Source organism: Citrobacter sp. wls711 (assembly GCF_005281055.1).
Taxonomy (GTDB): domain Bacteria; phylum Pseudomonadota; class Gammaproteobacteria; order Enterobacterales; family Enterobacteriaceae; genus Citrobacter; species Citrobacter gillenii.
The window spans coordinates 189013-213086 of the sequence record NZ_SZXC01000009.1; the positions used below are offsets into that span (position 1 = coordinate 189013).

Consider the following 24074-nt stretch of genomic DNA (forward strand, 5'->3'; position numbering starts at 1 on the left):
GCGCGCAAAAGTTACTAAGAGTGTGCGCTAATGGCAAGCCTGAATTGATGCTTCTCGACTCGTTCATTGTAGAAGGTTATTCTCTATAGATTAGACATAACAAAAAGGAATAGTTGATATGGCTTCATCTGCATCCTCACTTCGCTTTGCTCTCATCGCTCTCGTCTCCATGTTGATTTCTCCTGCCGCACTGGCACATGCACACCTGACACAGCAAAATCCAGCATCGAATGCACAGATTACCGCATCTCCAGAGGCGTTGACCCTGAATTTTTCAGAGGGTGTCGAGCCTGCATTCAGCGGTGCAACGTTGACCGACCCGCAGCAGCAGCCGATTAAAACAGGCAAGGCGACGCGTAATGAGCAGGACAAGACGCAGCTGATCGTTCCTGTTGAACAATCGCTGGACGCCGGAAAATATACGGTTGACTGGCACGTTGTGTCGGTGGACGGTCACAAAACCAAAGGACACTATACCTTTAGCGTGAAATAAAACGATGCTGGCATTCACCTGGGTTACGCTGCGGTTTATCCATTTCACCTCTTTAATGCTGGTATTTGGCTGTGCGCTGTACGGCGCCTGGTTGGCACCTGTTTCGGTACGACGTTTAATGATGCGCCGTTTTATGCGCCTGCAACGCCATGCCGCGACGTGGAGCTTCATCAGCGCGACGCTGATGCTGGCTGTCCAGGGGGGATTAATGGGGTCCGGCTGGCAGGATGTTTTCTCCGTTGATATATGGGGAGCGGTCCTGCAAACGCAGTTTGGCGGCGTATGGCTGTGGCAAATTATCCTCGCTCTGGTTACGCTGGTGGTGACCCTCATTGTGCCGCGCAGTATGTCACGACTGCTGCTGATGCTGACGATTGCGCAGTGTATTTTATTAGCCGGTGTCGGACATGCGACGCTGCATGACGGCGCAACGCGGGCGGTGCAGCAGCTTAATCACGCTCTGCATCTGGTCTGCGCCGCTGCCTGGTTTGGCGGCTTGCTGCCCGTTCTTTACTGTATGAGAATGGCGCAAGGCCGCTGGCAACAACAGGCGATCGCCACCATGATGCGTTTTTCCCGCTTTGGGCATCTTTTCGTTATTGGCGTCTTGCTGACGGGCATCACCAACGGCCTGTTTATTGTCGGATTATCCTTTCCCTGGCATGCAGCCTATGGGCAACTTCTGTTGTTAAAATGTGTGCTGGTCGCGCTAATGGTGGCGATTGCGCTGGCGAATCGGTATGTTCTCGTACCACGTATGCAGCAGGATAATCGCTGCATGACTCTCTATTTTATTAGGATGACTAAGATTGAATGGGGAATAGGGGCCGTCGTGCTGGCAATCGTCAGCCTGTTTGCAACCCTGGAACCGTTCTGATGGACTGGCAAAACGTATGAAAAAATTGATTATCTCTGTGTTACTGCTGGCAAGTTCAGGCGCTGCATTGGCTGCGCCGCAGGTTATTACCGTCAGTCGCTTTGAGGTTGGCAAAGACAAGTGGGCGTTTAATCGCGAAGAAGTGATGCTGACGTGCCGACCGGGTAATGCGCTGTATGTCATCAACCCCAGCACGCTGGTGCAATACCCGCTGAACGATATTGCCAGACAGCAGGTAGCAAGCGGTAAAACGACCGCCAAACCGATCGACATTATCCAGATTGACGATCCGGCAAAGCCTGGCGAAAAAATGAGCCTGGCCCCGTTTATTGAGCGTGCAGAAAAGCTCTGTTAATTGTCAGATGTAGCTTTCTGATTTCCAATAAAAAACCGCAACGTTCTGGCTGCAGAACTTGCGGTTTTTGCATTCTAGCGGGTGACAATCGTCCTTTTTTTCAGGCCACTTTGGTCGCGGACTGGAAAACCTGGCGCTGTCATCTATTCTTAAATGGCAGGGTAACTTAGCCTGCATTAATGCCAACTTTTAGCGCACGGCTCTCTCCCAAGAGCCATTTCCCTGGACCGAATACAGGAATCGTATTCGGTCTCTTTTTATGTGCTTGTTTTCGTTGTGTTTTTTCGGTTGTTTCACGAAATCCCACGAAAATTACTCGAAATTTCAATATCCTGTCTAAACCATAACATATTCTGCACCGCGTGCGTCCAGGTATTTTTTGGTCATTGTTAAATTTTTATGCCCCAGCAGTCTCTGTGCGAAATCCTCTCCGCGCTCCCTTTCATACAGTCTGCTCGCCAAGCTCCTGATCTCATGGAAAGGAGGAGGGTTGGGACCAAACTTTAACTCTGTAGAATCTCTGATATCAGAAAATGCCTGGGTAATTCCGTCCGGAGTTAATGGCCCTGGCTTCCTGCCGCCACGTCTCACCGCTGAATACAGCATGAAGTCTGACGGGTTGTTTTTTCTGCAACGATCGATAACATCCTGCAATACCAAATCAGCAGAGTCCAGTCGCAAATCAAGTGGCAACGCCAATTTGTGACCTGTCTTTTCCTGCGTGACAAACAATCTTCCATCCCTGATATCGCTGAATCTGAACAACGATACGTCCTCTCTTCTTTGCCCGGTGACAAGTGCCAGATCACATGCGTTTGCAGCCCATTCGGAATGGGCGGTTGCGGCATCCCTTATTATCTCGAACTGCTCGAGTAAAAGACGCTCACGCTTAACTTTTGGCGTCGGCGTTCTTGTCGGCTCTGCCGGGTTCCTTTCAATATGTCCCTCGACGATCGCCTCCCTGAAAATATCCAACAATACCGAACGCAGGCCTGAGGCCATACTCTTCTTATCGCAGAGTATGTAACTCTCCAGGAAAGTAGATACATCCTTCGTGCTGACCGACGATAGCGGCATACGTCCGAATTCATCACTGATAGTGGCGATCTGATTGCGCCTGACCTTCATCGTGTTGGGCTTCAATTCTCTTCGCTCAAGAATTACTTCGTAGCGCTCGAGCCACGCTTTAACCGTAAACGTTGGTGTTTCCTTTATGCGGTCAAGCAGCGCTGACGGAAGGTAATTTTGGTCGATGTAGTTGTTGGCCTCGATGGCCTGAGAAATGGCGTCCTTTCTGTCGATCCGGCCAAGAGATAATTCTTGACCGGTAATCGGGTTTCGCCAGCTATAAAGCCTGTCTCTTTTACGATAGGTCAGGTTACGGGGCAGGTTAGCGTCGTAACGTACTGGCCTTTTCGCCATGAGTCAGTCTCTCCAGTAGAGTGCCGCCAGTTGGCAGCGCTAAGCGTTTTGATTTGGGACGAAGGTTCTTTTTGCTCGGATCCACATAGATGGCGTCAGGCTGAACCTTATATTCTTTTCCGTGAAGTTCCGGAGCAGGGTAAATGCGCCCCTCCCGCGCCCAGCGGCGAAGTGTTGAAAGAGACGGCGGGGTTGAATAAGTCGAATTCGCCCATTCCTGCAGATTAAGAAGCTTGGCCATACTACCTCCGGATCCGGCAACTCATTATAGAGCTGCCGGAAAACTGTTAATGAAATATCGTTATCAAGAAACCTGACCCGGCAGTGCGCGCAGCCGGCGCATACCTGTCATCGCCGTGGCCACGTAGCTGGCCTTGCGGTTCACTACTTCTACCCAGACCTTCACGCCTTCAACTCTCACCGTGTACGTCTCTTTCATCTTGCTACGCCCGTAGTCGCCGTAGCGTTGCTGGTGGGTAGCCAGTGCGATATCGCATGCCTGGCGTGCTAATGGGGATTGCTGATTTCCGCGGTTAATTAGTCGCATGGTCACCGTCTTCTGGGTTGGATGGTTGACGGAAAACCGCTCGGGATGGCGACCAGTCGCAATATGCATCGGTTTCGGTATGCCCGAAAATTGCCTTACAGCGACGGATATGGGCGCAGTCGCCGCAGGTCTTACCCTTCGGGAGTTGCATTTTGTCGGGGTCTGCCGGGTTATAATTCAGCTCAGTCATTCCAGGCCTCCAGCTCGTTCTGAATCTCTTCGTCGATCTCGTCGTTGCTGGCATCTTCATTGAGGTAGCTCAACGCTTCTTTTCGGTACTGCTTACGACGTTGGTCATACCAGGCAGAGAACGCAGGTGACCAACCGCGACCATTACCTTGAAAATCAACCAGAGCGTTGTCCTCAGCCATACGCTCAACCATGCAGTCGGCAGTTGTCAGGGCGCATTCCCGGATGTAACCGCGGAGGTGGTGTTTGCGCCACCAAGGACTTACTTTCGAGTCGCAACGGCCTTTGAACTCAATTTCCCAGCGACGGATGCAGCGCGCGTTTAAAGATTTACTCATATCGTTACCGGGAGGGCGAACCCTCCCGCCTCCCTTAGCCCACGTATTCCGGTTTCATATCAGCCAGGGTGATGCTGAACTGATCGTGCAGCTCGTCGCCCATGTGACGCTTATTGGTTGCCAGCACCCGCTCAACTTCGGCGAATCGTTCTGCTGCGCCCGGTTCATCCGGAGACGGCAGGGAGTTGATCGCGGCTTCAACCTTGTTACGTGAATCAACCAGGTAGTAGCGCTTCACCGCTTTGTTCTTCAGCTCTGTGAACAGGGCAGAACCGAGCGTGACCTTCGCGCTTTCGATGTCAGCGCGCAGTGCTTTGGCGCTGTCCACATCCTGTGCGGCATCGATACGCTCGCGGAAATCATCGGCCAGTGAGCCGATATTTACCGATGATTCCTGTGCGTTTTGCGTGGTTGTGACGGTGTCACCTGAGATATCCGCCAGGCTAACGCGTTGCGGCGCCGGGTTAATTTCTTTCTCGGTGCGCTGCTCGACTTCATCCGGGGTATACACGCCGAGAACGACCGCAGGGCAGTACAGGCGTGCCCAGTATTTAAGGGCCAGATACGCGATCTGTTGTTTCGGGTTCGAAATCCACAGTGGAGAGTTACGTGTAATCACGCTGGAGAGGAATACCGGTTCGCCCCAGGTGATCTCACTTTCGCCGCGAATGACGGCGCCCACACGAACCGACAGGCCTTGCTCGTCGGCGCTGTTCCAGCCCCGTACTATTTCTTTCTTGTCGTAAGTCCCGCCGCCTTTTGCAGGCTTCTTCACGATCTCTTCGCGGCTGCTGGCGCATTTCGACCAATCGCCTTCGTACTCATAGTGAAAGCGGCCAACGATGGCGTTAGAGCTGGAGATCACCGCGTTTACCAACTGCGCTTCGTAGCCCAGCACGCCGTTGACCAGGTGCGTTTTCTGCGCCACTGCGTAAGGGTTCATGCCCCATTGCATGGCCTGCATGATGATTGCCATGCAGTCGGCAGGATTCCCGCGAAGATGCTCGGGAACCGTGACGGCAGCCTGTGCCATCAGTCCCGCCACTGACTGAAGCTGCGTTAATGCCTGAACGTTAAAAATGGCGTTGCTGGCGGAAATAGTGTTCGGAGCCTGTTGCTCTGCAGTTACGATATTCATGTTTTCCATCATCGTTCCCCTTATGCCTGAGTACGCAGCGCTTCAAGGCGGCGCAGGTCGAAGTCGTTCAGTTCGTCGGTGTAATCAGCGGTGATCGGCGCTGGCCATTCGCCAGTGTCAAAGCCGGTGGCGATAGCGCGCATAGATTTGCGGTACTCGAGCATGCCCAGCTCCAGCAGTTCGGCGGATGCCTCGATGATGGCAATCCAGTGGTAGTTCTCGTCCTTGTTGACGAAAATCCAGAAGAACTGGTCCAGTGTTGCGGTCTCGCAATACATGGCGGCGCTCAGGTGATAGTCACGGTCGATGATTTCCCGGTGCAGTTTGGCGCGAAGGCCTTCCTGCTTAACGTTCCACATGCTGATGGTTTTCAGGTCGGCACCAATGCGCACGCCGTCCAGGTCGATCTCAAGGTCTGGACGAACGCGGACTTCCAGACCGGTTTCATCGTCAAAGCCAAAATAGCTAACTTCAACGGCGCGGCTCGGATGCTGAAGCAGCATCCCGGCGGTCGGGTGAGAGTGCAGGGCTTTCTGAATGGCCAGTGCGGTGCTTAGTTGCTGACGGGTGACCAGCACTTTCCCTTGTGGATTATCGCGCCATGCATCCAGCAGTTCGTCGGCGAAGACGGCGTCTGGATTAACAGACTTAACGACCTGAATCAGATCAGCTTTGGTACCGGACACTTTCAGCGGTTGCGGCTTCTGCGCTTCCTGCGCCACCAGGTCGGGATTGATGATTGCCAGTTGCTCGAGTAACGCATCACGGCTGCCGCTGGTTTTCACCTGAGCAGGCAGAGTGGCGTTGTATTCCTTGATGCAGGCTTTCATCGCCGCGGCGGTCTGTTTCTGGTCCGCTTCGATTCGCTGGTACTCTTCGGGCAGAGACATGTAGCTCTGGCCAGTTTCCTCGACGGACCCACCCAGTGGCACCTGAGCAGGCAGAGTGGTGTTGTATTCTTCCAGCAACGCTTTGATATCGTCGGCGCTCAATTGCGCTGGCAGGCTGGCGTTGTACTCATCGATAAACGCGCGGATTGTTGCCGTTGTGGTGAACGCGCCTTCCGGGATCACCGGTTCAACGCTGAACTCTTCATCGAGCTGCTCTGGCTGCAACGCAAGGCCGTGCACCAGGTTACCCATGTCCAGTACCGGAGAACGCTCTTTGGTGATCGTTTTGGCGACGTGGCGTGCGTTGAAGTACATCAGGCTGACGCGGGCATCTTTTACCTGCGTGCTGCTGATCCCGTTCGCTGCGTGATAAACCTCGTTCGGCAGACCTTCATAGCGCCCAGGCTCGAAGTAAGCGGGATACACAACAGCCGGTTCGTCAGATTTCGCTTCTGGCTCGGTTTGCGCAGCAACTGGTTCGGCTTGGTTTACAGAATCGCTATTTTGGACGACAGAGTCCGCATTCTGGTTTACATCGGCTTGCTGGCCGGTATGTGACTCTTCACCAGTTTCCAGACTGCTTTCGCCTGGCTGCACTTCATTACCAGCCTGTTCTTCATCACTGAAAGTTTCTTCCATCTGCACATTGCTGGTGGTTTCCTCTTTAACTGGTGAACGGTCATCTTTTTGTTGGTCGTTTGATGCGAGGTCTTCTGTGATCCATTTCGGGTCTGTAGGGTCACTAATCCCCTCAACATATTCGCCGCGGGAAGCTGCAAGAATTTTGTTTACCTCTTCAGCCGTTACTTTTTCCTGTTTCATAGGTACAGGCATAGACGAACGACCGCAGGCTATATCAACGAGCAACGGATCTGGGTTTGTGTGATCGGTTTCCGTCAGTACTCTATTCAAATATTCTTGGTGTTTTACAGGATCAGCATAAAGCCCCTCTGGTGTGGTTTTTACTGTTGCGATGATGCAGGCACGTGAGTAGTCCAGGCCACCAGGAATTGAAACGAATCTCTCTCGAGTCGCCAGCCATTCGGGATCGTCCATCTTATTCATGATGGAGTTTGCCTGTAGTTCTATATCCAGAGGGACGTTGTAAATATCAAATTCGCGGTCACGGGCACGTAACGCCAGAGCAATCTCATGCTCCAGACCGAGAATGGTTTGCGGGAATTTTCGGTCAGAGACAATGCCGCCGCCGGCGTTCGCACCTGAAGGTGTGCGATTAATGGTTGTTACACGATTGCCTTTCTGCCATTCCTTGACCAGCAGGCCGCGATCGATGTAATCAGTTTTGAACCACACCGTCAGGAACTGGATAACTGTTGCCAGATCAGGTTTTTTCCCGTCGACAGAGAATACTTGCTTAACGGCTTTCACGACTCTATGGATGTCGAGATCAATAGCTTTTTTGAATGCTTCTACATTCTCAGCAGCCAGCAGGAGGTTCTGGACGTACGCGTCATCAGTGTCCATCTCAAGACGGACAATATCGTTTTTCTGCCCGGCATCGACGTGATAGAGATATTCACCATCACCGATGAACTGAGCCAGTACGCGCTGGCGGAATGGCAGGGTGGCAACAACGATTAGGTTCGGCTGTTCTACCTGCTGAGACTCTTCTGCGTGGCCGGTTTCATCATCAACAACATTGTCATCAGCCTGGTGGTTTACTTCCTGCGCCGCATTATCAGCTTTCAATTTCACATTCCAGGTGCGTTGGTCTTCGGCCAGTTCGTAACGATCACACCAGGTGAAATCAACTTCACCTTCTTCTGGCAGGTCGTTGTACACCGGGAAATCAGTGCGAATCGGTTTGGCGTAGTCCTTGCCGCGGCCGGTTTCGATGCCAGCATCTTCCAGCGCAACGTCCAGCATCAGGTTGGCGCGAGCCTCGGTTTTGGCAGTGAACCAGACCACTGCATCTTGCTTTCCGGATTTCTGAGTGGCTTTAACCACATAAAAGAATTCCATGTGAGATCCTCATTTTTGGGTGTTAGAATCCCCGGACCATTGATAGCGCCCATTGGGTTAACTTTGGTTTTGATGTTGTTTCCGGTGTAACTTTGGTCGGTGGCACCGGACGTAGATCCCGCCTTGCGCGGGGTGTACGTTAGCCTTCGTGAGCCATCTGGTCGTGCGAAGCGCAACGTCTGGAACAGTACTCTTTCTCTTTGCGCGCCAGCAGTGAGCCGTTGCGATAGAGAAGGGTGCTTTTGATTACTTCTTCCGGTTTAACCGGCTTGCTGCAGTAACCGCATTTCTTGTCTTGCATGACACTCTCCGTTAATGGCTGAGGCCATTCCCCAGACCGTTCAGATAAACTTCAACCAGCAAATCCCTGGTGTAAGTCATCTCAACGCCGCGATGCAGATACAAACGACCACGAGCATTAGCTGATGCCGTCCAGGTTGAATCCTTGTGTTTGACGAGCATTCCAGGCTGAACTGCGCCGCGGTTTACCGTCTGTGTACCGTAGTGCTGATGAACCATGATGTTCTCCACTATTGCTGAGTGAACTTCGCTGGTGGTGCCGTGACGCTGATCTTCACGGTTGAGCGTTTTAACTCTGCAATTCACCACCGCGAAACCCACTCTTATGTGCCTGTCTTTTATCCACTTCAGGCTCAGTGGTATGCTGGTAGTTCTCACACAGCCAGCAAGGAATTCAAAAATGAAAAATAATATTGATATAACCCAACTCGCATTTCAGTTTCTTCACCACAATCCACCCCAAAATAGTTGCAATGAAGCTGAGTTTCTTTGCGAAGTTCAAAGGTTAAGGGCCAGATTTGCCGACCTTCTCGAACTTAGTCCTTCTGAACTTGAGCGTGAGGCGAAGGCTCACCCTTCAAACGAGTGGAGGCACTTCTAATTAACTCCCTTACCCCAGCAACGATTGCTCTGCCGGTTGTTGCTGCGGCTTCTTTAATTTGATCTTCCGGCTTGCCATTCAAAACCATCTCTTCAATCACTCGAGAAATGGTAGGGTGAAATTTATCCACCACATGAGTTGCAAACTGTTCATTAGCTAGCACGCCATCAAAAATAATGGTTTCTTCGGCTTTTTTTGGGGCTTCGAGCGATGCCTTTCTTGTTGAGCATTCGATTTTGGCGTTAAAGGCAGGTTCAAGCACTTTTATAGCCTGTGTAATGCGGGCCTCAGTACCTGCGTTTGGCTTAATCTGCTGCAAGCGTTTGGCGTCTTCCAGCAACAATGCGATTACGTGTTTTAACTCTTCCATCTCACAGCTCCTGTGCTTTGCCCTTGTCGCCAGGCTGGCGGAACGTTTGAACTTGATGCGCTTAGTGTTTCGCGATGGGATGATAATGTACTATAAGTTCATTGAAGTAAAGTACCAATAGTACATTTAAGTGATGTGGCAAGTTCATAAACGCATAACAATATGAACTTTAAGATTATTTATTTTTTTCTCTAGTCTTGCTATGCTCAAAAAAACACCAAACAGGGTATTGCTATGGGCTTAGGTATGGATATGTCACGTGATGAATTGCTGGAAGATCGCGCAGCTTTCATAGCTGGTGAGATTGGTGGGGCGGTTGTTGAGTTGATAATTGATGGTGTGGTGATTGACCGTGACGCTATTGTCGACCAGCTGGAAGCTAAGCGTAAGGCTGTAGGGAATGTAATCCACAAGGGATTTTTGCGGGATGCAGCGGAGTTCGTGAGGAAGGGGCAGTAAAAACCCGGCGCGGTGGCCGGGTTATTTATTATTTTGTGGTGCTGGTGCTGGTGCTGGTGCTGGTGCTGGTGCTGGCTGGATTATTTCGACTGGTTTTAGGTAGGTTTGCACTTGAGGAAGTGCAAGGATAACCGCCAGTAGCGCCAGGATGGCGCCAACCATCCACTGAAGAGTTGCAGATGTGGTTTTCAGCCCATCAATCTGCCCCTTTAACCCAGTTACTTCGCCATTAACGCCTGAAATCTGCGCTTTAATTTCAGACATAGATGTATTCATTGCAGAAAACTGCTGCGCTTGAAAGGCTCGAAACTCAGCCATCTCGCGTCGCATCTCGGCGGCAACTACATCCACCTCTGCTTTGTTTTGAGCCATTCTAGCGTCAAGTTCATCTTTGCTCATAGCGACCAAATCACCATCTCCAGCATCTTTCCTGGAACGGATGTTATCCTTTTCAACCTCTTGTGGGAACAGGTATTGTACATTCTCATAATCAAACACGTCATTCATCAGTATGAGACTCTTTTTCCTTTTGTATCCAGTGAGTAACTTTGGGGGCTACATAGCTCATTGTGAATCCGCAGTTCTTGCAAGTCGTCCTAAAAAAAATATCGGATCCAACGATTATATCTAATTCGGAATACCCGTAGTGAATTTTCATGAACGTATACTTTTCAAAAATGCCTTCTGGGTCAATTAGTTGATCTTCTGGCGAGAGTGAGTCAGGCAATCTGTTCGTTGTTAAAGCGACAAGCTCGTGACTACCACAAGAAAGACATTTTTTACTGGCACCCACAGCATTCAGATAAGCAGAAAATTGCTCAACAGTTACACATTCTAATTGAGGTCGTATTTTTTCAAGGTATTTAGAGCTTTTGTTTTTCATCAGCCACCTCCTTTTTCATTTGAATGGATGAATCATAAAGATGAAGCAGACATTTCCTTTCTACCCATGCTTACGGTAGGTCTGCGGCATGCTACCGATCACCTTTCCGAATACGAATATTTTGTTCATCTCTTCCTTCTCAATCGGCTCCCACGGTCGATAGGTCTGGTTGTCTGAGATGACCAAGAGTTTATCTTTCATCTTCTGAAGTCGCTTCACATGGGATGTGTCGTCATAAATGAAAGCGTAAATTCCATCACCATCAAAGTGTTGAACGCTTATATCGACAAACAGCAGATCACCCGGCTCTATCGTGCCAGACATGCTGTCTCCGCGGACGTTGATGATGCGGATTTGTTCCTGCTTTCGTCCGTTGAACATTTGGCGCGCATCTTCAACTGAGTATTCCACAGAGCGAAGCACCTCCACGAACTCGCTATTGATCACGCCCGGGCCTGCACTGACAGATACATTGAGCACATCTATGCGAAATATTTCTGTCGATTTCTGCAAGCGTCCCTCAGATATTCCATCAGCCTCGCTGTCACCTAACAGGTAAGTTGAAGTTGTACCAATACTCGCAGCAAGCTCTTGCAGCTTCCCGCGTCTTGGAATTGATTCCCCGTTAAACCATTTGCTTACGGCCTTTGGTGTCAACTTCATCTTTTTGGCTATCTCAGCCTGACGACCATGAACCGGCAAACCAGCTTTATCGCAGGCCAGCGCTAGCCTATGGGAAAAGTCTTTTCGCGCTTTTTCTTCCTGAACCATAGGTTCAATCATAATATCTCTTGCGTGAACTATCAGTTCCGACATAATATGTACTTACAGTTCATATTGAGGGTTAAAAAATGCAACCAACAAGCCTTGGCGAAATCATCAAATTGATTCGCGTACCCGTGGTGGCCAAAGCATGCGAGCGGACTCCGCGAGCAATTTACAAGTGGATCAATAGTGGGTGCTTGCCACGTACTGATTACACCGGTGAGACAGCTTATGCATCGAAAATTGCTGAGGCCTCAGGTGGTCGCTTTACCACCACCCAAATTCTTGAAATCAGCAAACCAAAAGTAGCCTGACCGGCGCTTTAACCACGAAAGGGAAAGCACTATGCAATCACTTACGTTTTACCAGGATACAGGATCGCCGCAGCAGGCGGTGATAAATCGTGCTCAAGCGTGCAAGGGACCTAGCCATGAAGATATTCGTGATGCCGTTCGCTCCTGGGCGGGCGCAGATGGTCAGGACGTAGTTACGGCTCTGATCATCGAAGAGTACCAGGCGCAGGGTGGTTACGACATCACTTTCCCTGACGATCTCTGCCGAAAGCGGCAGAAGCTTTTCCGCTTCCTGGATAACCATTTCAACAGCGAACGGTACCGCGAGAACGTTCGCCAACTGACCCCGGCAATTCTTGCTGTTCTTCCACTCGAGTTCCGCAACCGCCTGCTGCCAGAAGACAACGTTATGGCTCGTCTGGCGCGTATGGAGAAAGAAACCAGCGAAGCGAAGATAGCCGTCGCGATGGATGCTCCACGTCATCAGAAGCTGAAAGAGTTGAGCGAGGGGATCGTGGAGATGTACCGCGTTGACCCTGGCTTAACCGGGCCGCTGATGGAGATGGTGCAGATGATGCTGGGGGCTATATGACCGGTTCAAAAATGGCGAAAGCCGCGGTGCGCGAACACCAACGGCTTTCTGGTGCAATTCATTGCGAAATCATTGCGGGGTAAGTATGCCTAACAACAAATTGTTTTGCCAGCGTGTCGGACCGCGACTGGATAAATCTTCCCTTAATTATTCTTCAGGAGGACTTAATGGCCGGAGACTGGATAAAGATGCGTACATCACTGGTCACCAGCCCGAAGGTGAACGGAATTGCGCGAATACTGGAGCGTTCACCGGAGGTGGGAAAAATGTTCACACTTTCGCATAACACCACGTTATCAGACGTTGTAACGCGTAACGTAACCCGTAACGTTACGGTGTCGTTACTAGTAACGTTTTGGTCTGCGGCAAATGAACACTCGCGTAACGGTGTATTTGAAAATGCAGACCTGTCTGATATCGATGATATTGTCGGAGTACCCGGTTTTGGGGCTGCATTATCAACCGTAGGCTGGGCCATTTATGATGCGGAGAATAACTGCGTCATTCTTCCAAACTTCAATGAATACAATACGTCAGGTGATATGCGCTCAGCTACGGCCAAGACAAATGCGCAGCGCCAGAAGGAGTTTCGTGAACGGAAAAAACTCCAGGAAAGTAACGTTACTCGTTACGTTACTAATAACGTAACGAGTAACCACAGAGAAGAGAAGAGAAGAGAAGATCTAAACCCAGAGAGAGAACGCGCGGGCGGAAGTCATTCTGGGGATGATATTTCTGGAAATCACCCACCTCTGCCAGCTATCCCTCCCAAACCTCAGAACGAGGATTTTGGGCCCGGTCTGGATTTTGGCCCATTGGGTAAATTTCCGATCACTGACTCATGGACCCCGTCTCCAGACTTCGTGCGTCAGGCTGCGCTCTGGGGTAAGAACGTCGGCACTGAGCCGGGTTACACCGCTGAAGAACTTCAGCAATTCCGTGATTACTGGATACCTGACGGCAAGGTTAAACACCAGTTGGCTTGGGAGCAGACCTTTGCCAACAGTCTGTTGCAATCGCGTGGTCACGGCCAAAGGACCGTCCATGTTGGACAGCGAGATCCCAACCGAATTTCTGAGCCAGATAAAACCATCCCAACCGGATTCAGGGGGTAACGGTGAAAAACATTGTTAATTCCGGCAGTGCTCTTGAGCGCCTGAAAAAACTCATACCGCCAGGCGTTCAGCCTAAGTTCACCAGCGCAGCAGAGCTTCTGGCGTGGCAACGGGAAGAAGGACTGAAACATTGCGAAGAGTTGGACAAGCTGAATCAGAAAGCGCGCACAGAGAAAATCTTCGGCCGCTCAGGAATTCAAAGCCTGCACCGCAGCTGCACGTTCGCGAACTACGAAGTATCCGGTGAGCAACAGCGCAAGGCCTACACCATGGCGAAAAGCTACGCACAGAACTTTGGGGCTGGCTTTGCGAGCTTCGTGTTCAGTGGCGGGCCTGGTACCGGTAAAAACCATCTGGCAGCAGCGATCGGAAATCATCTCCTGTCCGGTGGCCAATCAGTGCTGGTGGTGACAATCCCTGACCTGATGCTGCGTGTTCGCGAGTGTTACGACGGTGGCCAGTCAGAGGCTTCACTTCTGGATGACCTCTGCAAAGTTGATCTGCTGGTGTTGGATGAAGTCGGTATTCAGCGCGGTAGCAACGGGGAGAAAGTTATCCTGAATCAGGTTATCGACCGTCGGCTGTCGTCGATGCGTCCAGTTGGCGTTCTGACGAATCTGAACCATGACGAACTTCTCGGCGCATTGGGTGCGCGGGTTATCGATCGCCTCCAGATGGATGGCGGGATGTGGGTGAACTTTGACTGGGGCAGCTATCGCAAGAACGTTAGCCATCTCCGGATCGTTAAATAACCTCGAGGGAAAATCACTATGGCAAGCAAATCACTGTGGGCAATCGTCGATTTCCTTCGGGTTAACCAGACCATCACGCCTCGTCAGGTCCAGAGCCTGCTGGGATGTGACTGCAAGAAGGCACACAACCTGCTGCTTCACCTGGTACGCAGAGCGGTAGTAATCCGCACTGGCGAGCCGCACCGCCCGGTCTATTCACTTCAGCCTGGCGGGGAGCTGAACATCAAGCAGCTCAAATCGAACATGAGCGAAAACATGGTCACATCAGTATGCCGCACAAGTCCGGCTATGCAGCGTGTACTGGCGTTTTACGGGAGAGCATCAGCATGAAACCAGATGTTAAAAAAATCATCGCCGATATCAAGGCGACAAAAGGGAACCGCAAATTTTGTAATGGCCTGGCTGGCACACTCCAGGATGATAATTATGCGTCATCGATTTGCAAATACGTTAAAACCGTAACGCCGGAAAGAATCGATCTCCTGATTGAATACACTGAAAACCTTGAAGCTGAAGTCACAGACATGGCAGTACAGCTCGCTAACGCCGAGAGCAAGTGCAGGGAGCTGGCGGCGGGTCACTGGCCTCGTTTGCAGGAGCAAGATATCAACGCCTTGATGCGTTTCAATGAAACATGCGAAGACGGGGAAGGGTATGACATTGGCGCAGAAGCGATGGCGCGACTTGTTGAAATAGGGCTGGCAGGTAAAGGTCCTCATGGAATCCGCAATATCACTCCATTCGGTCAGTGGGTAATTAACGCCAGGGAAGGTGAAGTGGATTTGGAGCCGTTGAAAACCGAAGAAGACAACATTGCAGAATCAGCTTTGCGAATGGCTCAACTTAGAACTGGAGCAGCCCAATGACAGCACTCAACAAACAGGCGCTGCGTGAAGCGGCGCAAGGAGCAGAGCTATGATTCCAGCATCAGAATGCGCCGCTGCGAGATTGATTAATTTCTACATTAACGACGCTTCTCGTGAGTGCATCGAGGGGCGAAGAGCCTATCTATGTCAATGCCTTTTGCCCCGGCTGAAAGACGGCCTTTCTTCAATGCAAGCATGGAAAGAAAAAACTGATGACGACATAGAGCTTATTGGCATCTATCAAAAAGGCGTTGATTTTTTAACTGAGGAACTAAAGCAGGGGATGGAACGATGAACTTAACAGAGGGGCAGTTGCTTTTCCGTCTTCAAGAATTTCACGGGGCGGAACAGGAGGCTTTAGGAATCGGTGATTATGAATTTGCACAGGAAAGCGCGGATATTGCTTGTGCGCTCCGAGAGCTTCTGCAAGCACGACGAGCAATTGATGATCTTAATGCGGTCGTTGGGCAACGCAACGGAGAATGCGTTCGGCTTCATTCTCTACTGGAAGCCGCAGAGAAGCGCATGGCAGAACTGGAGGCAAAGTTAGCTAATCCCGTTTTGTTGCCAAAAACAAACGGCTACTGGAATGAGCAAGAAAAAGCGCATGAAGAAGCCATTACGCTCGCCAAGCGGTAGATTCGGCTGGCGGGATTCCGGTGCGAGGGAGCAGAAAAATGAAAAAAAAGTGTGTAATTTTTATGTGGTAAGCCAAAAAAGTGTGTAAAATGTTGGTTGTGATGTGATGGAGGATCATACTTATGATGAATAAAAACTTAATATATATGCTTTCAAAGATTCAGTTTGGGCGCATACCTAATACCACTTTTCTTTCAGCATCAGATTATATACTTGAAGCTTTGAGGAAAGAGTATCCTATTGTATTGCCTAAAAAAAATGTACAGACATTTAAGATAGAGTTCAAGGGAGCGGGTATCCCGGAAATGATTCAGGAAGAAGATCCTGTTTTGACATTGGTTTCGGCCAATAAAGAATGGGCAATTCGTATAACGCCTGAGCATATCATATTACATACAAAAAATTATGATTGTTTTGATGATTTTGAAAAGAGAATGAAAAAGCTTTTATCTTCTCTTCAGGAAGCTCTGGGCATATCGCATTTTTCTTTTATAGGGATGAGATTTTTAAATAAGTTTCCACATTCAGCTGACTTATCGAATGAATTTGGTATTAATCGATCTGAATTCTTACAGCCTATAATTGATGGTTATAATAGGGGAGGAAGCAATCTTTCTTCTAGGTACGAAGATATGGAGAAAAGATATTTCTTGAGTATAAATAGCGGTGTCGTTATCAATGGCCCTAAAATTACACCAGAACTTGCAGAACTTGCTTCTGACATATTAAATCCAGTTGATATTGATGCTGGGGTTGTAGCACATGTCGATATAGATTCATTTTATTTTTTAGAAGATAGGATGGAAGAGTTTAATCTTGACGTTATATCAAATAAACTCAATGAGTTAAGAGTTGCATCTAATGCAATATTCAAACACATAGTATTATAGGAGGTTAGTATGACTGGTTTCGTTACAAGCGGGATAAAAATCGGTACCGGACCATTTTTGCCGGCTAGTTCTGCGCAATCATACAAGACAACCAACAATACTATTGAGGCGCGAAAAAATTTAGGCACTGTCGTTGGTAAGGCCCTTTTAGGTGTTTTCGCTTTATCTAGTTTATTAAATGTTGGTTCAATGACTGGAGCATCTCCTGTTGAAATTAAACCAATTGTAAGAAACTATAATTCTTCATCGAAAATTGATGTAAAAAAAGAACCAAGTGCCATCGAAAAAAGCAATGCTTTACAGAAGGGATTCAACTTTAACGTATCTCAATGGGCTTCGTTACTTAAGGTGGAAAGAAAAACGATTTACAATTGGAATGGTAAAAAAGAAACTAGAATAAAAAATGCAACCATATCAAGAATAAATGCATTTGAAGCTTTCTATAAGGAAATGGATATAAGCCACGCGCCATATCTGAAGAAATTTATTTTTGGGAAAATGGGTAATGAGGGGATTAGAACGGCGTTCTATGAAGAACCATTAGATCTTAATAAAATGGTCGATGCGTATTATGACATTTATGCGCAGATTGAAGGGTATTCGGTTAGAGCCAGATTGGCCTAGTAATTGGAGGGTTAAGGGATGTCAGGGTTAAATCGAGAGGAGTTAATCAAGGCGGGATGGATGAGAGGATCATTCGTGAGTCTCTTTAATCATCCCGCACTCTTAGCCACATTACCTGAAAAACTAGCATCATTATATACCGAGAAAGATGCAGTTTTGATTCCGGTATTATATGAATGTGCTTTGATCGATATGGACTTCGAAAGAGAACATTGGGTGCAAGTAGTGATAGGTACCCCATGTGACGAACGTTCGGAGTTTAAGAATGCCAGAAACCCTCGCAGATTATGTTTGCCATATTTTGTTGATGGTGAAGATAATGTCAAGTGGATGGAGATTTCTTCGCTTGGATTCGCCCAAATAGAAAGAGAGTTTCTCTTAAAAAATAGCACCCCAAATTTGAAGTTAAAGTGGGGTCCCTTGGCTTTAGAGTGCCTTCTTAATTGGATCAGCGGGCGATTTAACCAGGCTACTTTTCCAGATGCATTTAACAGGAGAATTGCCAGCAAGGATAAGTTGTTGAAAAAAATGTGGAAAAGTGATGATTATGTTAATTGTTGCTCAGGTGTGCACTTTGCCCTCTCAACTGACGAAGAGTTAGATGATGAGATAAAATATAATCTGTCAATAGTGCTAACCATTCCTGAAAGTTTTCGAGGGCGTGAATTAGCTCAGGTTATGAAAAATAATGTACCTGCAATGGTTGAAAGAATAAAAGGGATATTTTCTTCAATGGAGGGCGTTGTTTTGGAAAGTATAAACACTCTCCCCGAGGGGGAGTTCACAAAGAGTCTAGAACGTCAATTTAAACGTTATTCTCTAGAGTACTATACATACAACGATGCAGGTGCAGAAGGTGCGTTACCTGCTGGCTTTTTCGGCAGTTAACTCAGAGCATAATAATTTATCAACTGTAGTCTTCATTTTTTATTTAAATTTATAATGATTACGTTTGCTCTATATCTAAGTGCAATTAATGATAATGTTTTATAGGCATGTTTCTTATTGGGTTGCCCGCTGCGGTAACGCCGTCCCGCCGCCGTTTGCTGAAGCACTGGTGAGGGCTAACCTGCCGGAACTTTGTAGAGAACACGAAGCCGCTGCCTGATATAATGTCATCAAGCCAAGTTTCTATGTGGCTCTCTGGTAAGTACCATTCATCATTAAGGCGGTAAAATATGAATATTGATTATCTGCTGGTTGGATGTTGGCGAAACGGAGACGTTGTTCGGACTTCGCCGGACGCAGGCTTCGTTTTACCTAAGTCTTTAGTATTTAATCCAGCCCACGATGACGCCCCTCAATACTCAGAGCGAACTTTAAAAGTGCATGTCATGAATCACTTAGGTAAGAGCTATGCAGTAGCGTTAGGAGAGGGATCGCATGGGATGGTTAGCCAAGATGATATCGGAAAACTTATTGAGCGATCAAAGGTTCACCCCCTTCCCGAGGCAGTGAATAGTTAGATTAAAATGACCTTTGATTTTCCATAATCAAACCGCCATAATTCCCGCGTCAGCCTGAACAACTGACAACTTGATGCGCCACGGAGAGAAACCATGGCGCACGAATTACAACTCATCAAGCAGTCCTCAGGAATCCTGATCCCCGCGACGCCGGAGACCAGCGATATTCTGCAATCAAAAATCAAACTCGGCGCCGTACTGGTAGCCGAATTTCGTCAGGTGAGGAATCCCGCATTCCATCGCCGTTTCTTTGCGCTCCTGAATCTCGGGTTTGAATACTGGGAACCTACTGGAGGAGCGATATCTTCCAACGAACGTAAATTGGTGACCGGCTATGCCAAGTTTCTTGCCTCATTCGCGGGAAGTGAAGCCGCACTCCTGGATGCTGCTGAGCAATATCTGGAGCGTATCGCTGATAAGCGAGCCGGTAGCATTAGCATCTGCAAATCCTATGATGCTTATCGTGCATGGGTGATCATCGAGTCTGGTCACTACGACGCCATACAGCTTCCCGACGGCACCCTTCGCAAACACCCCCGCAGCATTGCCTTCGCCAACATGGACGAAACCGAGTTCCAGCAGCTGTACAAAGCCGCGCTTGATGTTCTGTGGCGCTGGGTATTGTCCCGGGCATTCAAGGACCAGCGTGAAGCGGAAAACGCCGCATCGCAACTCATGAGCTTTGCGGGGTGATGGCGATGAAATATTCCTGGTTCCACCATCACGAATGCACAACCGAGCAGGCCGACGAACTGGAAGCCCGCTATCGCGCAAAGCAGATTAGGACAGAGCGTAGTCTGGATAATGACTTTATTCACTGGACGATCAGCGCGTTCTTGCCGGAAGTATCTAAGCCTCCTCGTCAGGACAGAACCTGGCAACAACGGATCTGGAGGTGAATGTGAAAGTCTACGATATCACCCCAATGGGCAAGCCCAGAATGACGCGCGCTGACAAATGGAAAAAACGCCCCGAGGTTCTGCGTTACCGGGCTTTCTGTGATGAAGTTCGTCTGCTGGGTGTTGAGCTGCCGGAAAGCGGTTCTCATGTCACCTTCATTCTTCCTATGCCAGCGAGCTGGAGCAATAAGAAACGGACTGAGTTCAACGGTAAACCACACCAGGCTAAACCTGATTTCGACAATATGGTGAAAGCCCTGATGGATGCCATTTACGAAAATGATGCTCATATATGGGATGCACGGGTATCAAAATCATGGGGAGAAACCGGGAGAATAATTATTGAGGAGCTAAAAGCATGACGCCACGCCAACGCAGACTAAAACAGTCAGCATTTGAAAAAGCAGCAGCTGCGCCGCGTAAAAGCTGGCTGGGTAAATGTATTCTCCTTACGGGGATTCAGTCCGGATGGATTAAATCCCTGCTCACAACATGGGGCGAAGGTGTAGGAGGAAATACTGCACCCCGTATGCCGCGGGGCCAGGCATGTTGGAATGTGATCAAAGGAAGGAACTGGTCAGATAAGGCACTGGAGCGCTTTACCGCAGCGTTAAATCAGGCGAGAGAAGAGGGGTTCCGTGGGCAGCAGGCAATGAACAGAGCACACTGCATTCTCTGGCCACAGTCACCTGCCAGTGTGATTGATAAAGCCCTGCATAATGACGATGTCGATTTTGTTGAGCAATGCGTACTGCAGGCGCTGGATATAAATGATCCGGTTTATATAGTCGGTCTTCAGTATTACACCACCCGAAGAAAAATATCAGACATAACCCGGGAATTGCAGGCTATTGCGCCATGGCTAACTGACGGGGAGGCGAGGAAGCGCGTGCGCTGGTGTCTGGAAATATTCAGAGCAAAGGTCTTTCTGGAAGCACGCAAACTGTTATCTGAATAGACTCACTGAAATCAATTTTAGCTATTAGTGCTATTTTTAGATTGTTGTGTTGAAAATGGGCCAGAAAATCAGATAATCCATTCATGCTTGGCAGAGCTGCGCCACGATGGCAGCGACGAAAAGCGAACAATTTGAATATAACGAGAACCCCGCCAGCGCGGGGTTTTTGCTTTCCGGCGATACGACAGGGGTATTCGCGAGGTGCATTGCACCAGTACCCCTGTCATATCGCCGAGCTGAAATCGTTAACTTGAAAACAAGTTCTCACAATGCTCCAATGCTTTTTCGTTTCTAGCTCAGAGGAAAAATGAGAGAGGGGCAACTGCTAAACGTAGACATCAATATTTTTAGTATTATTCCCTGCAACGTTCGAACTTGAATTGTCACTTACCGTAGGTAATGCTACCGATGCCATTTGGTTTTTTTCTGCTTCTTGTTTTTGTAATTGAGCAATTTTTGCGTATATAGACTCGATTTGCCTTTGAATCATCTCCATCTGCTGTTTAAGCAGTTTTGCCTCATCTTCGGAGGTTACTTCATTTATTTTTGAACCCATGGCGCTGAGTTCTTTTGTCAACTCACCAATTTGTTTTTTCAGGTTTTGAATTTGTTGTGAAACAGAGTTGCCAGTACTTGAAGGTGCTTGTTTTACTGTGCTTTGTAGTATGTCCTGACCCAAAGTGCTAACTGTCATGCTCATGGTGGTTCCTCCGACCTTACATTTATTACCCATTATCGTCATCTTTCGAAATTACTTTATTAGCAAAGGTTAAGTTGTGGCTTCCTGCACCACAGCATTATTTGTGCCGCTCTATACTATCTGCTGAGTATCGCGGAGGAGCTTATGAAAGAAGGGTATTACTGGATTCAGCATGTCGGAGTTGTACAGGTAGCGTACTACACGAATGACACTGTTGATGACTTGGAAACGGGGAAAATAATCACAGGTGTTTGGCATCTGACCAGAGGCGATGACATTTGCCATAACGGTGAAGCAGATGTGTTAGAAGGTCCTCTCTCTCCACCATTGTAAACAACCGTACTTACTTCGAGGCTGCCGCGTGGCGGCCTTTTTCATTTCAGGCTCACGGATATCACTCACTACGTGCTTTGTTGATAAATCAAGCCCGTGAAGTCTGATCCTCTACACACGGAATAACTATGTCTGAGCCAATCACAATTGCCAGTGGGGTGACCTCCGCTACGGTAGGGATCACTTTCGCCACTATGTTCCCGGAGGCGACGCCTGGCGTAATGTTATGTGCGCTTGCCGGGGCGGCAATGTATGTGCTGACCTCAGAGCCTCATCAACTCTGGAAGCAGATGCTCTTCGCGGTCATCTCATTCATGGGGGGCGTGTTCTTCTCCGTTCCCATGGCAAAGATACTCGCCGGGGTAATCAACACAGCCCTCGGGTTGTTGCAGCCGCCAGTCAGTATCGAAGTTTCACCGAATGTCGGTGCGCTGGTATCCGCTTCCATTTCCGTCGCAGTCCTGCTTCGAATCGTCGCCAAATCACGGCGCGGCAAGATGCCCGGGCTGGAGGAGGAAGGGAAATGACATGGCATTCCGTCATCCTGGACGCAAACGCGATCATCTGTATGGCGATCGTGGTGCGCCTGATGTTCTTCAGTAAAGCCGGGAAGACACACCGACCCAGTTATGCGTGGATGGCTTACCTGCTGATTCTGGCGGCTGGCTTCACCGCTTTCCGTATTCTTCTCGGGCGTTACAGTAACGTTGACCCGGGTGAGTTATTCCTCAACCTGGCCATATGTATTGCTGTCTGGCGTGCCAAAGGCAATCTGGCAAAAGTCGTAAGGGCTGAATGATGACCAAAGACGATATCTTCAACAGCATTCTCGGCAAAGAGGGTGGCTACGTTAATCACCCGAACGATAAGGGCGGCCCGACAAACTGGGGCATCACTCAGGCAACGGCACGCGCCCATGGCTATACCGGTGATATGCGTAACCTGACACGGCAGCAAGCTCTCGAAATACTCGAGGCTGATTACTGGTATGGTCCACGCTTCGACCAGGTAGCTACCGTGTCGCCGGTCATCGCTGCCGAACTGTGCGACACCGGCGTGAATATGGGGCCATCAGTGCAGGTGAAATGGTTCCAGCGTTGGCTGAATGTCTTCAATAACCAGCAGCAGCTCTATCCCGATCTGATCGCCGATGGCCAGATTGGCCCGCGAAGTATCAGCGCCCTTAAATCCTTTCTGGCGAAACGCGGAAGTGAAGGGGAATCCGTATTGCTCCGCGGACTGAACTGCAGCCAGGGTCAACGATATCTCGAACTGGCAGAACAGCGCCCGGCTAACGAGTCATTTGTGTATGGCTGGGTACGGGAGCGCGTGAGTCTATGACGAAACTGAAAGCTATTCTGGCTTCTATCGGCTTCGCAATCATTATGGTGCTCGGCGCTTTTGGCCTGGGCAGCATGCGTGGTCGCGAAAAGGCTGAAGCCAAATCGGATAAACAGCGTACCGATGATAACGCCACAGCCACCAAAGCAGCCGCAGAACGTCGCGTCGAAGCAACCAGAGAGGCCAGCAATGTACAACAGACTGTTAGCCATATGCCTGATGACGATGTTGATCGTGAGCTGCGCTCAAACTGGACCCGCAAAGGTTGAGGTCATCGATACCGGCTGTGACTGGGTGAGTGCGATTCGCCTCACTGAGCACGACATCCAAGTGATGGATCGTCAGACGAAGCGCGACATCCTGGCGCATAACAAATCGTGGCAGGCGAACTGCAAACAACCAACCGATAGCAGTTTATTAACTCGGTGATTAAGTGCTAAGTTGTGGCTATTTTAGATTAAAAAATAATCAATCGTGGTATGATAGACCTCATTCTTAGAGGGGTTAAAAATATGTCATTCTTCTATTACGCACTTAAACGCGTTGAAGCGGCGACCAAAACAACAGTGGCTTGCCCGATATGCGGCCATAACTCGAACCACCCGTCCACAAAAGTACGGCAAGAACTACCGTTGCTCTGCCCTCAATGCAAATCACTGTTTGTCATTCACAGATAACATGCGACCTGCTGAATATAACCGCCTACGGGCGGTTTTTTATTGCCATCACTATGGGCAGACCCATCGTAATGGCTGTAGCGGATAAATCGTAAATATACCCTGTAGGGGATAAGCGGAGTTACCAATGGCAATTTGCAAGCTGTTAGTCGAACTCAAAGCCAAATGGTGGTTGCCGGTTTATATCAAAACGCTGACCCTGTTCTGCATGCTGATGCAGCGCGAGCCTGATTACGAAAAGGTGGCTGCGTTCATCGTGAAGCATGGCATGACCCAGAAAGTGACGGTAGAGCCCACAGGATCAACAATGGAGTGATGA

41 protein-coding genes and 1 pseudogene are annotated in these 24074 nt (G+C 49.1%); 28 read left to right on the plus strand and 14 right to left on the minus strand.

Annotation, left to right across the window (positions count from 1 at the left end; translation table 11 throughout):
* Positions 1 to 118 precede the first annotated feature (118 nt).
* From yobA to FDW98_RS05380, 3 genes are read left to right on the plus strand one after another with little or no spacing between them, the layout of a single operon-like run.
* On the plus strand, positions 119 to 493 hold the full coding sequence (gene yobA, locus FDW98_RS05370; RefSeq protein ID WP_096756689.1) for a CopC domain-containing protein YobA: 375 nt from the start codon (positions 119 to 121) through the stop codon (positions 491 to 493).
* A gap of 4 nt (positions 494 to 497) precedes the next feature.
* Entirely contained in the window at positions 498 to 1370 is an 873-nt protein-coding gene (copD, locus tag FDW98_RS05375) for a copper homeostasis membrane protein CopD (RefSeq protein WP_096756690.1), read from the plus strand.
* Positions 1371 to 1386: 16 nt separating this feature from the next.
* Complete coding sequence (locus FDW98_RS05380) at positions 1387 to 1725, plus strand: YebY family protein (protein WP_096756691.1); 339 nt, start codon at positions 1387 to 1389, stop codon at positions 1723 to 1725.
* A gap of 336 nt (positions 1726 to 2061) precedes the next feature.
* Here the strand turns inward: FDW98_RS05380 and FDW98_RS05385 are convergent, their stop codons facing one another.
* The 9 genes from FDW98_RS05385 to FDW98_RS05420 form a co-directional block, all read right to left on the minus strand.
* Positions 2062 to 3147, minus strand: coding sequence for a tyrosine-type recombinase/integrase (locus tag FDW98_RS05385; protein ID WP_137398750.1), 1086 nt, complete (start codon positions 3145 to 3147; stop codon positions 2062 to 2064).
* Positions 3116 to 3388: an excisionase gene (locus FDW98_RS05390; RefSeq protein WP_032170291.1), complete on the minus strand. Its 273-nt coding sequence runs from the start codon at positions 3386 to 3388 to the stop codon at positions 3116 to 3118. The genes FDW98_RS05385 and FDW98_RS05390 overlap by 32 nt, the downstream gene beginning before the upstream one ends.
* A gap of 63 nt (positions 3389 to 3451) precedes the next feature.
* Positions 3452 to 3694, minus strand: coding sequence for a DUF4060 family protein (locus FDW98_RS05395; protein ID WP_001237028.1), 243 nt, complete (start codon positions 3692 to 3694; stop codon positions 3452 to 3454).
* Positions 3681 to 3884 (minus strand): hypothetical protein, encoded by a 204-nt coding sequence (locus tag FDW98_RS05400; RefSeq protein ID WP_137398751.1) that lies wholly within the window; start codon positions 3882 to 3884, stop codon positions 3681 to 3683. Before FDW98_RS05400 ends, FDW98_RS05395 begins: the two co-directional genes overlap by 14 nt.
* Positions 3877 to 4221 carry a hypothetical protein gene (locus FDW98_RS05405; RefSeq protein WP_110497740.1) on the minus strand — a complete coding sequence of 115 codons (345 nt, stop codon included), beginning with the start codon at positions 4219 to 4221 and terminating at the stop codon, positions 3877 to 3879. The genes FDW98_RS05400 and FDW98_RS05405 overlap by 8 nt, the downstream gene beginning before the upstream one ends.
* Before the next feature lie 34 nt (positions 4222 to 4255).
* A complete protein-coding gene (locus tag FDW98_RS05410) occupies positions 4256 to 5368 on the minus strand; it encodes a RecT family recombinase (RefSeq protein WP_137398778.1) in 1113 nt (370 codons plus the stop codon).
* Between the two features lie 11 nt (positions 5369 to 5379).
* Entirely contained in the window at positions 5380 to 8232 is a 2853-nt protein-coding gene (locus FDW98_RS05415; protein WP_137398752.1) for a RecE family exodeoxyribonuclease, read from the minus strand.
* Between the two features lie 139 nt (positions 8233 to 8371).
* The gene (locus tag FDW98_RS23365) at positions 8372 to 8533 is read right to left on the minus strand and encodes a YdaE family protein (RefSeq protein WP_057064861.1); all 162 of its coding nucleotides are present in this window, start codon (positions 8531 to 8533) and stop codon (positions 8372 to 8374) included.
* 11 nt (positions 8534 to 8544) lie between these two features.
* Entirely contained in the window at positions 8545 to 8751 is a 207-nt protein-coding gene (locus FDW98_RS05420; RefSeq protein WP_016156718.1) for a hypothetical protein, read from the minus strand.
* Positions 8752 to 8932: 181 nt separating this feature from the next.
* On the opposite strand from FDW98_RS05420, the gene FDW98_RS23785 reads away from it, so the two are divergent.
* Positions 8933 to 9133 carry a YdiH family protein gene (locus FDW98_RS23785; protein WP_158654537.1) on the plus strand — a complete coding sequence of 67 codons (201 nt, stop codon included), beginning with the start codon at positions 8933 to 8935 and terminating at the stop codon, positions 9131 to 9133.
* Positions 9134 to 9386: 253 nt separating this feature from the next.
* Here the strand turns inward: FDW98_RS23785 and FDW98_RS23570 are convergent.
* A pseudogene (locus tag FDW98_RS23570) lies at positions 9387 to 9503 on the minus strand (hypothetical protein); the annotation flags it as partial.
* A gap of 252 nt (positions 9504 to 9755) precedes the next feature.
* Here FDW98_RS23570 and FDW98_RS05435 point away from each other — a divergent pair.
* On the plus strand, positions 9756 to 9962 hold the full coding sequence (locus FDW98_RS05435) for a hypothetical protein (RefSeq protein ID WP_170975197.1): 207 nt from the start codon (positions 9756 to 9758) through the stop codon (positions 9960 to 9962).
* A 21-nt stretch (positions 9963 to 9983) separates the two neighbouring features.
* Here the strand turns inward: FDW98_RS05435 and FDW98_RS05440 are convergent, their stop codons facing one another.
* The 3 genes from FDW98_RS05440 to FDW98_RS05450 are packed head-to-tail and all read right to left on the minus strand — an operon-like array spanning position 9984 to position 11628.
* Positions 9984 to 10469: a hypothetical protein gene (locus FDW98_RS05440; RefSeq protein ID WP_137398755.1), complete on the minus strand. Its 486-nt coding sequence runs from the start codon at positions 10467 to 10469 to the stop codon at positions 9984 to 9986.
* Positions 10462 to 10845: a hypothetical protein gene (locus FDW98_RS05445; RefSeq protein WP_137398756.1), complete on the minus strand. Its 384-nt coding sequence runs from the start codon at positions 10843 to 10845 to the stop codon at positions 10462 to 10464. The genes FDW98_RS05440 and FDW98_RS05445 overlap by 8 nt, the downstream gene beginning before the upstream one ends.
* Positions 10846 to 10905: 60 nt before the next feature.
* The gene (locus FDW98_RS05450) at positions 10906 to 11628 is read right to left on the minus strand and encodes a S24 family peptidase (protein WP_087121837.1); all 723 of its coding nucleotides are present in this window, start codon (positions 11626 to 11628) and stop codon (positions 10906 to 10908) included.
* 68 nt (positions 11629 to 11696) lie between these two features.
* On the opposite strand from FDW98_RS05450, the gene FDW98_RS05455 reads away from it, so the two are divergent.
* The 15 genes from FDW98_RS05455 (at position 11697) to FDW98_RS05525 (ending at position 20704) form a co-directional block, all read left to right on the plus strand.
* Positions 11697 to 11924 (plus strand): hypothetical protein, encoded by a 228-nt coding sequence (locus FDW98_RS05455; protein ID WP_019076923.1) that lies wholly within the window; start codon positions 11697 to 11699, stop codon positions 11922 to 11924.
* Between the two features lie 31 nt (positions 11925 to 11955).
* Positions 11956 to 12495 carry a toxin YdaT domain-containing protein gene (locus FDW98_RS05460; RefSeq protein WP_137398757.1) on the plus strand — a complete coding sequence of 180 codons (540 nt, stop codon included), beginning with the start codon at positions 11956 to 11958 and terminating at the stop codon, positions 12493 to 12495.
* 167 nt (positions 12496 to 12662) lie between these two features.
* Positions 12663 to 13610 (plus strand): DnaT-like ssDNA-binding domain-containing protein, encoded by a 948-nt coding sequence (locus tag FDW98_RS05465; RefSeq protein WP_019076921.1) that lies wholly within the window; start codon positions 12663 to 12665, stop codon positions 13608 to 13610.
* A gap of 2 nt (positions 13611 to 13612) precedes the next feature.
* Entirely contained in the window at positions 13613 to 14362 is a 750-nt protein-coding gene (locus FDW98_RS05470; RefSeq protein WP_126317838.1) for an ATP-binding protein, read from the plus strand.
* Positions 14363 to 14380: 18 nt separating this feature from the next.
* On the plus strand, positions 14381 to 14692 hold the full coding sequence (locus tag FDW98_RS05475; protein WP_103285399.1) for a hypothetical protein: 312 nt from the start codon (positions 14381 to 14383) through the stop codon (positions 14690 to 14692).
* A complete protein-coding gene (locus FDW98_RS23575) occupies positions 14689 to 15228 on the plus strand; it encodes a protein regulator of cytokinesis family protein (RefSeq protein WP_233899540.1) in 540 nt (179 codons plus the stop codon). Before FDW98_RS05475 ends, FDW98_RS23575 begins: the two co-directional genes overlap by 4 nt.
* Positions 15229 to 15277: 49 nt before the next feature.
* Positions 15278 to 15523, plus strand: coding sequence for a hypothetical protein (locus FDW98_RS05485; protein ID WP_103285398.1), 246 nt, complete (start codon positions 15278 to 15280; stop codon positions 15521 to 15523).
* Positions 15520 to 15867 (plus strand): hypothetical protein, encoded by a 348-nt coding sequence (locus tag FDW98_RS05490; RefSeq protein ID WP_103285397.1) that lies wholly within the window; start codon positions 15520 to 15522, stop codon positions 15865 to 15867. Before FDW98_RS05485 ends, FDW98_RS05490 begins: the two co-directional genes overlap by 4 nt.
* Positions 15868 to 15989: 122 nt before the next feature.
* Positions 15990 to 16757 carry a TIGR04255 family protein gene (locus tag FDW98_RS05495; RefSeq protein ID WP_137398758.1) on the plus strand — a complete coding sequence of 256 codons (768 nt, stop codon included), beginning with the start codon at positions 15990 to 15992 and terminating at the stop codon, positions 16755 to 16757.
* Positions 16758 to 16766: 9 nt separating this feature from the next.
* Positions 16767 to 17381: a hypothetical protein gene (locus tag FDW98_RS05500; protein ID WP_103285395.1), complete on the plus strand. Its 615-nt coding sequence runs from the start codon at positions 16767 to 16769 to the stop codon at positions 17379 to 17381.
* A gap of 75 nt (positions 17382 to 17456) precedes the next feature.
* Entirely contained in the window at positions 17457 to 18269 is an 813-nt protein-coding gene (locus tag FDW98_RS05505) for a hypothetical protein (RefSeq protein WP_137398759.1), read from the plus strand.
* 671 nt (positions 18270 to 18940) lie between these two features.
* Complete coding sequence (locus FDW98_RS05510; protein ID WP_073464675.1) at positions 18941 to 19540, plus strand: DUF1367 family protein; 600 nt, start codon at positions 18941 to 18943, stop codon at positions 19538 to 19540.
* Positions 19540 to 19746 carry a hypothetical protein gene (locus tag FDW98_RS05515; protein ID WP_197971199.1) on the plus strand — a complete coding sequence of 69 codons (207 nt, stop codon included), beginning with the start codon at positions 19540 to 19542 and terminating at the stop codon, positions 19744 to 19746. Before FDW98_RS05510 ends, FDW98_RS05515 begins: the two co-directional genes overlap by 1 nt.
* A 2-nt stretch (positions 19747 to 19748) precedes the next feature.
* Positions 19749 to 20108 carry a RusA family crossover junction endodeoxyribonuclease gene (locus tag FDW98_RS05520; protein WP_137398761.1) on the plus strand — a complete coding sequence of 120 codons (360 nt, stop codon included), beginning with the start codon at positions 19749 to 19751 and terminating at the stop codon, positions 20106 to 20108.
* Positions 20105 to 20704: a hypothetical protein gene (locus tag FDW98_RS05525; RefSeq protein ID WP_137398762.1), complete on the plus strand. Its 600-nt coding sequence runs from the start codon at positions 20105 to 20107 to the stop codon at positions 20702 to 20704. The genes FDW98_RS05520 and FDW98_RS05525 overlap by 4 nt, the downstream gene beginning before the upstream one ends.
* 325 nt (positions 20705 to 21029) lie before the next feature.
* Here FDW98_RS05525 and FDW98_RS05530 read toward each other — a convergent pair whose 3' ends face one another.
* The gene (locus FDW98_RS05530; protein ID WP_167373427.1) at positions 21030 to 21404 is read right to left on the minus strand and encodes a FlxA-like family protein; all 375 of its coding nucleotides are present in this window, start codon (positions 21402 to 21404) and stop codon (positions 21030 to 21032) included.
* A gap of 144 nt (positions 21405 to 21548) precedes the next feature.
* Here FDW98_RS05530 and FDW98_RS23580 point away from each other — a divergent pair, with 144 nt between their 5' ends.
* From FDW98_RS23580 to FDW98_RS05565, 8 genes are all read left to right on the plus strand, one after another.
* Positions 21549 to 21737: a hypothetical protein gene (locus tag FDW98_RS23580; RefSeq protein WP_060683644.1), complete on the plus strand. Its 189-nt coding sequence runs from the start codon at positions 21549 to 21551 to the stop codon at positions 21735 to 21737.
* A 128-nt stretch (positions 21738 to 21865) separates the two neighbouring features.
* The gene (locus tag FDW98_RS05540; RefSeq protein WP_049041756.1) at positions 21866 to 22264 is read left to right on the plus strand and encodes a putative holin; all 399 of its coding nucleotides are present in this window, start codon (positions 21866 to 21868) and stop codon (positions 22262 to 22264) included.
* Complete coding sequence (locus FDW98_RS05545; protein WP_049041753.1) at positions 22261 to 22536, plus strand: phage holin family protein; 276 nt, start codon at positions 22261 to 22263, stop codon at positions 22534 to 22536. The genes FDW98_RS05540 and FDW98_RS05545 overlap by 4 nt, the downstream gene beginning before the upstream one ends.
* A complete protein-coding gene (locus FDW98_RS05550) occupies positions 22536 to 23078 on the plus strand; it encodes a glycoside hydrolase family 108 protein (protein ID WP_049041746.1) in 543 nt (180 codons plus the stop codon). Before FDW98_RS05545 ends, FDW98_RS05550 begins: the two co-directional genes overlap by 1 nt.
* A complete protein-coding gene (locus FDW98_RS05555) occupies positions 23075 to 23347 on the plus strand; it encodes a hypothetical protein (protein ID WP_096757381.1) in 273 nt (90 codons plus the stop codon). Before FDW98_RS05550 ends, FDW98_RS05555 begins: the two co-directional genes overlap by 4 nt.
* Entirely contained in the window at positions 23304 to 23507 is a 204-nt protein-coding gene (locus tag FDW98_RS23585; RefSeq protein WP_096757380.1) for a hypothetical protein, read from the plus strand. The genes FDW98_RS05555 and FDW98_RS23585 overlap by 44 nt, the downstream gene beginning before the upstream one ends.
* Positions 23508 to 23590: 83 nt before the next feature.
* Positions 23591 to 23755 (plus strand): YnfU family zinc-binding protein, encoded by a 165-nt coding sequence (locus FDW98_RS23790; RefSeq protein ID WP_213083821.1) that lies wholly within the window; start codon positions 23591 to 23593, stop codon positions 23753 to 23755.
* Positions 23756 to 23882: 127 nt separating this feature from the next.
* Entirely contained in the window at positions 23883 to 24071 is a 189-nt protein-coding gene (locus tag FDW98_RS05565) for a hypothetical protein (RefSeq protein WP_103285385.1), read from the plus strand.
* The last annotated feature ends 3 nt before the right edge of the window (positions 24072 to 24074 follow it).

Excerpts from the sequence above, each read along its gene's own strand:
- FDW98_RS05565 (WP_103285385.1), top strand. The coding sequence starts at position 23,883 with ATGGCAATTTGCAAGCTGTTAGTCGAACTCAAAGCCAAATGGTGGTTG.
- yobA (WP_096756689.1), top strand. The coding sequence starts at position 119 with ATGGCTTCATCTGCATCCTCACTTCGCTTTGCTCTCATCGCTCTCGTC.
- FDW98_RS23575 (WP_233899540.1), top strand. The coding sequence starts at position 14,689 with ATGAAACCAGATGTTAAAAAAATCATCGCCGATATCAAGGCGACAAAA.
- FDW98_RS23580 (WP_060683644.1), top strand. The coding sequence starts at position 21,549 with ATGAAAGAAGGGTATTACTGGATTCAGCATGTCGGAGTTGTACAGGTA.
- FDW98_RS05475 (WP_103285399.1), top strand. The coding sequence starts at position 14,381 with ATGGCAAGCAAATCACTGTGGGCAATCGTCGATTTCCTTCGGGTTAAC.
- FDW98_RS05555 (WP_096757381.1), top strand. The coding sequence starts at position 23,075 with ATGACGAAACTGAAAGCTATTCTGGCTTCTATCGGCTTCGCAATCATT.
- FDW98_RS05500 (WP_103285395.1), top strand. The coding sequence starts at position 16,767 with ATGACTGGTTTCGTTACAAGCGGGATAAAAATCGGTACCGGACCATTT.
- FDW98_RS05545 (WP_049041753.1), top strand. The coding sequence starts at position 22,261 with ATGACATGGCATTCCGTCATCCTGGACGCAAACGCGATCATCTGTATG.
- FDW98_RS05405 (WP_110497740.1), bottom strand. The coding sequence starts at position 4,221 with ATGAGTAAATCTTTAAACGCGCGCTGCATCCGTCGCTGGGAAATTGAG.
- FDW98_RS05380 (WP_096756691.1), top strand. The coding sequence starts at position 1,387 with ATGAAAAAATTGATTATCTCTGTGTTACTGCTGGCAAGTTCAGGCGCT.
- FDW98_RS05525 (WP_137398762.1), top strand. The coding sequence starts at position 20,105 with ATGACGCCACGCCAACGCAGACTAAAACAGTCAGCATTTGAAAAAGCA.
- FDW98_RS05510 (WP_073464675.1), top strand. The coding sequence starts at position 18,941 with ATGGCGCACGAATTACAACTCATCAAGCAGTCCTCAGGAATCCTGATC.
- FDW98_RS05415 (WP_137398752.1), bottom strand. The coding sequence starts at position 8,232 with ATGGAATTCTTTTATGTGGTTAAAGCCACTCAGAAATCCGGAAAGCAA.
- copD (WP_096756690.1), top strand. The coding sequence starts at position 498 with ATGCTGGCATTCACCTGGGTTACGCTGCGGTTTATCCATTTCACCTCT.
- FDW98_RS05435 (WP_170975197.1), top strand. The coding sequence starts at position 9,756 with ATGTCACGTGATGAATTGCTGGAAGATCGCGCAGCTTTCATAGCTGGT.
- FDW98_RS05445 (WP_137398756.1), bottom strand. The coding sequence starts at position 10,845 with ATGAAAAACAAAAGCTCTAAATACCTTGAAAAAATACGACCTCAATTA.
- FDW98_RS05515 (WP_197971199.1), top strand. The coding sequence starts at position 19,540 with ATGGCGATGAAATATTCCTGGTTCCACCATCACGAATGCACAACCGAG.
- FDW98_RS05495 (WP_137398758.1), top strand. The coding sequence starts at position 15,990 with ATGATGAATAAAAACTTAATATATATGCTTTCAAAGATTCAGTTTGGG.
- FDW98_RS05465 (WP_019076921.1), top strand. The coding sequence starts at position 12,663 with ATGGCCGGAGACTGGATAAAGATGCGTACATCACTGGTCACCAGCCCG.
- FDW98_RS23365 (WP_057064861.1), bottom strand. The coding sequence starts at position 8,533 with ATGCAAGACAAGAAATGCGGTTACTGCAGCAAGCCGGTTAAACCGGAA.
- FDW98_RS05410 (WP_137398778.1), bottom strand. The coding sequence starts at position 5,368 with ATGGAAAACATGAATATCGTAACTGCAGAGCAACAGGCTCCGAACACT.
- FDW98_RS05440 (WP_137398755.1), bottom strand. The coding sequence starts at position 10,469 with ATGAATGACGTGTTTGATTATGAGAATGTACAATACCTGTTCCCACAA.
- FDW98_RS23585 (WP_096757380.1), top strand. The coding sequence starts at position 23,304 with ATGTTGATCGTGAGCTGCGCTCAAACTGGACCCGCAAAGGTTGAGGTC.
- FDW98_RS05540 (WP_049041756.1), top strand. The coding sequence starts at position 21,866 with ATGTCTGAGCCAATCACAATTGCCAGTGGGGTGACCTCCGCTACGGTA.
- FDW98_RS05385 (WP_137398750.1), bottom strand. The coding sequence starts at position 3,147 with ATGGCGAAAAGGCCAGTACGTTACGACGCTAACCTGCCCCGTAACCTG.
- FDW98_RS05460 (WP_137398757.1), top strand. The coding sequence starts at position 11,956 with ATGCAATCACTTACGTTTTACCAGGATACAGGATCGCCGCAGCAGGCG.
- FDW98_RS05485 (WP_103285398.1), top strand. The coding sequence starts at position 15,278 with ATGATTCCAGCATCAGAATGCGCCGCTGCGAGATTGATTAATTTCTAC.
- FDW98_RS05420 (WP_016156718.1), bottom strand. The coding sequence starts at position 8,751 with ATGGTTCATCAGCACTACGGTACACAGACGGTAAACCGCGGCGCAGTT.
- FDW98_RS05490 (WP_103285397.1), top strand. The coding sequence starts at position 15,520 with ATGAACTTAACAGAGGGGCAGTTGCTTTTCCGTCTTCAAGAATTTCAC.
- FDW98_RS23790 (WP_213083821.1), top strand. The coding sequence starts at position 23,591 with ATGTCATTCTTCTATTACGCACTTAAACGCGTTGAAGCGGCGACCAAA.
- FDW98_RS05550 (WP_049041746.1), top strand. The coding sequence starts at position 22,536 with ATGACCAAAGACGATATCTTCAACAGCATTCTCGGCAAAGAGGGTGGC.
- FDW98_RS23785 (WP_158654537.1), top strand. The coding sequence starts at position 8,933 with ATGAAAAATAATATTGATATAACCCAACTCGCATTTCAGTTTCTTCAC.
- FDW98_RS05455 (WP_019076923.1), top strand. The coding sequence starts at position 11,697 with ATGCAACCAACAAGCCTTGGCGAAATCATCAAATTGATTCGCGTACCC.
- FDW98_RS05450 (WP_087121837.1), bottom strand. The coding sequence starts at position 11,628 with ATGATTGAACCTATGGTTCAGGAAGAAAAAGCGCGAAAAGACTTTTCC.
- FDW98_RS05400 (WP_137398751.1), bottom strand. The coding sequence starts at position 3,884 with ATGACTGAGCTGAATTATAACCCGGCAGACCCCGACAAAATGCAACTC.
- FDW98_RS05390 (WP_032170291.1), bottom strand. The coding sequence starts at position 3,388 with ATGGCCAAGCTTCTTAATCTGCAGGAATGGGCGAATTCGACTTATTCA.
- FDW98_RS05395 (WP_001237028.1), bottom strand. The coding sequence starts at position 3,694 with ATGCGACTAATTAACCGCGGAAATCAGCAATCCCCATTAGCACGCCAG.
- FDW98_RS05530 (WP_167373427.1), bottom strand. The coding sequence starts at position 21,404 with ATGAGCATGACAGTTAGCACTTTGGGTCAGGACATACTACAAAGCACA.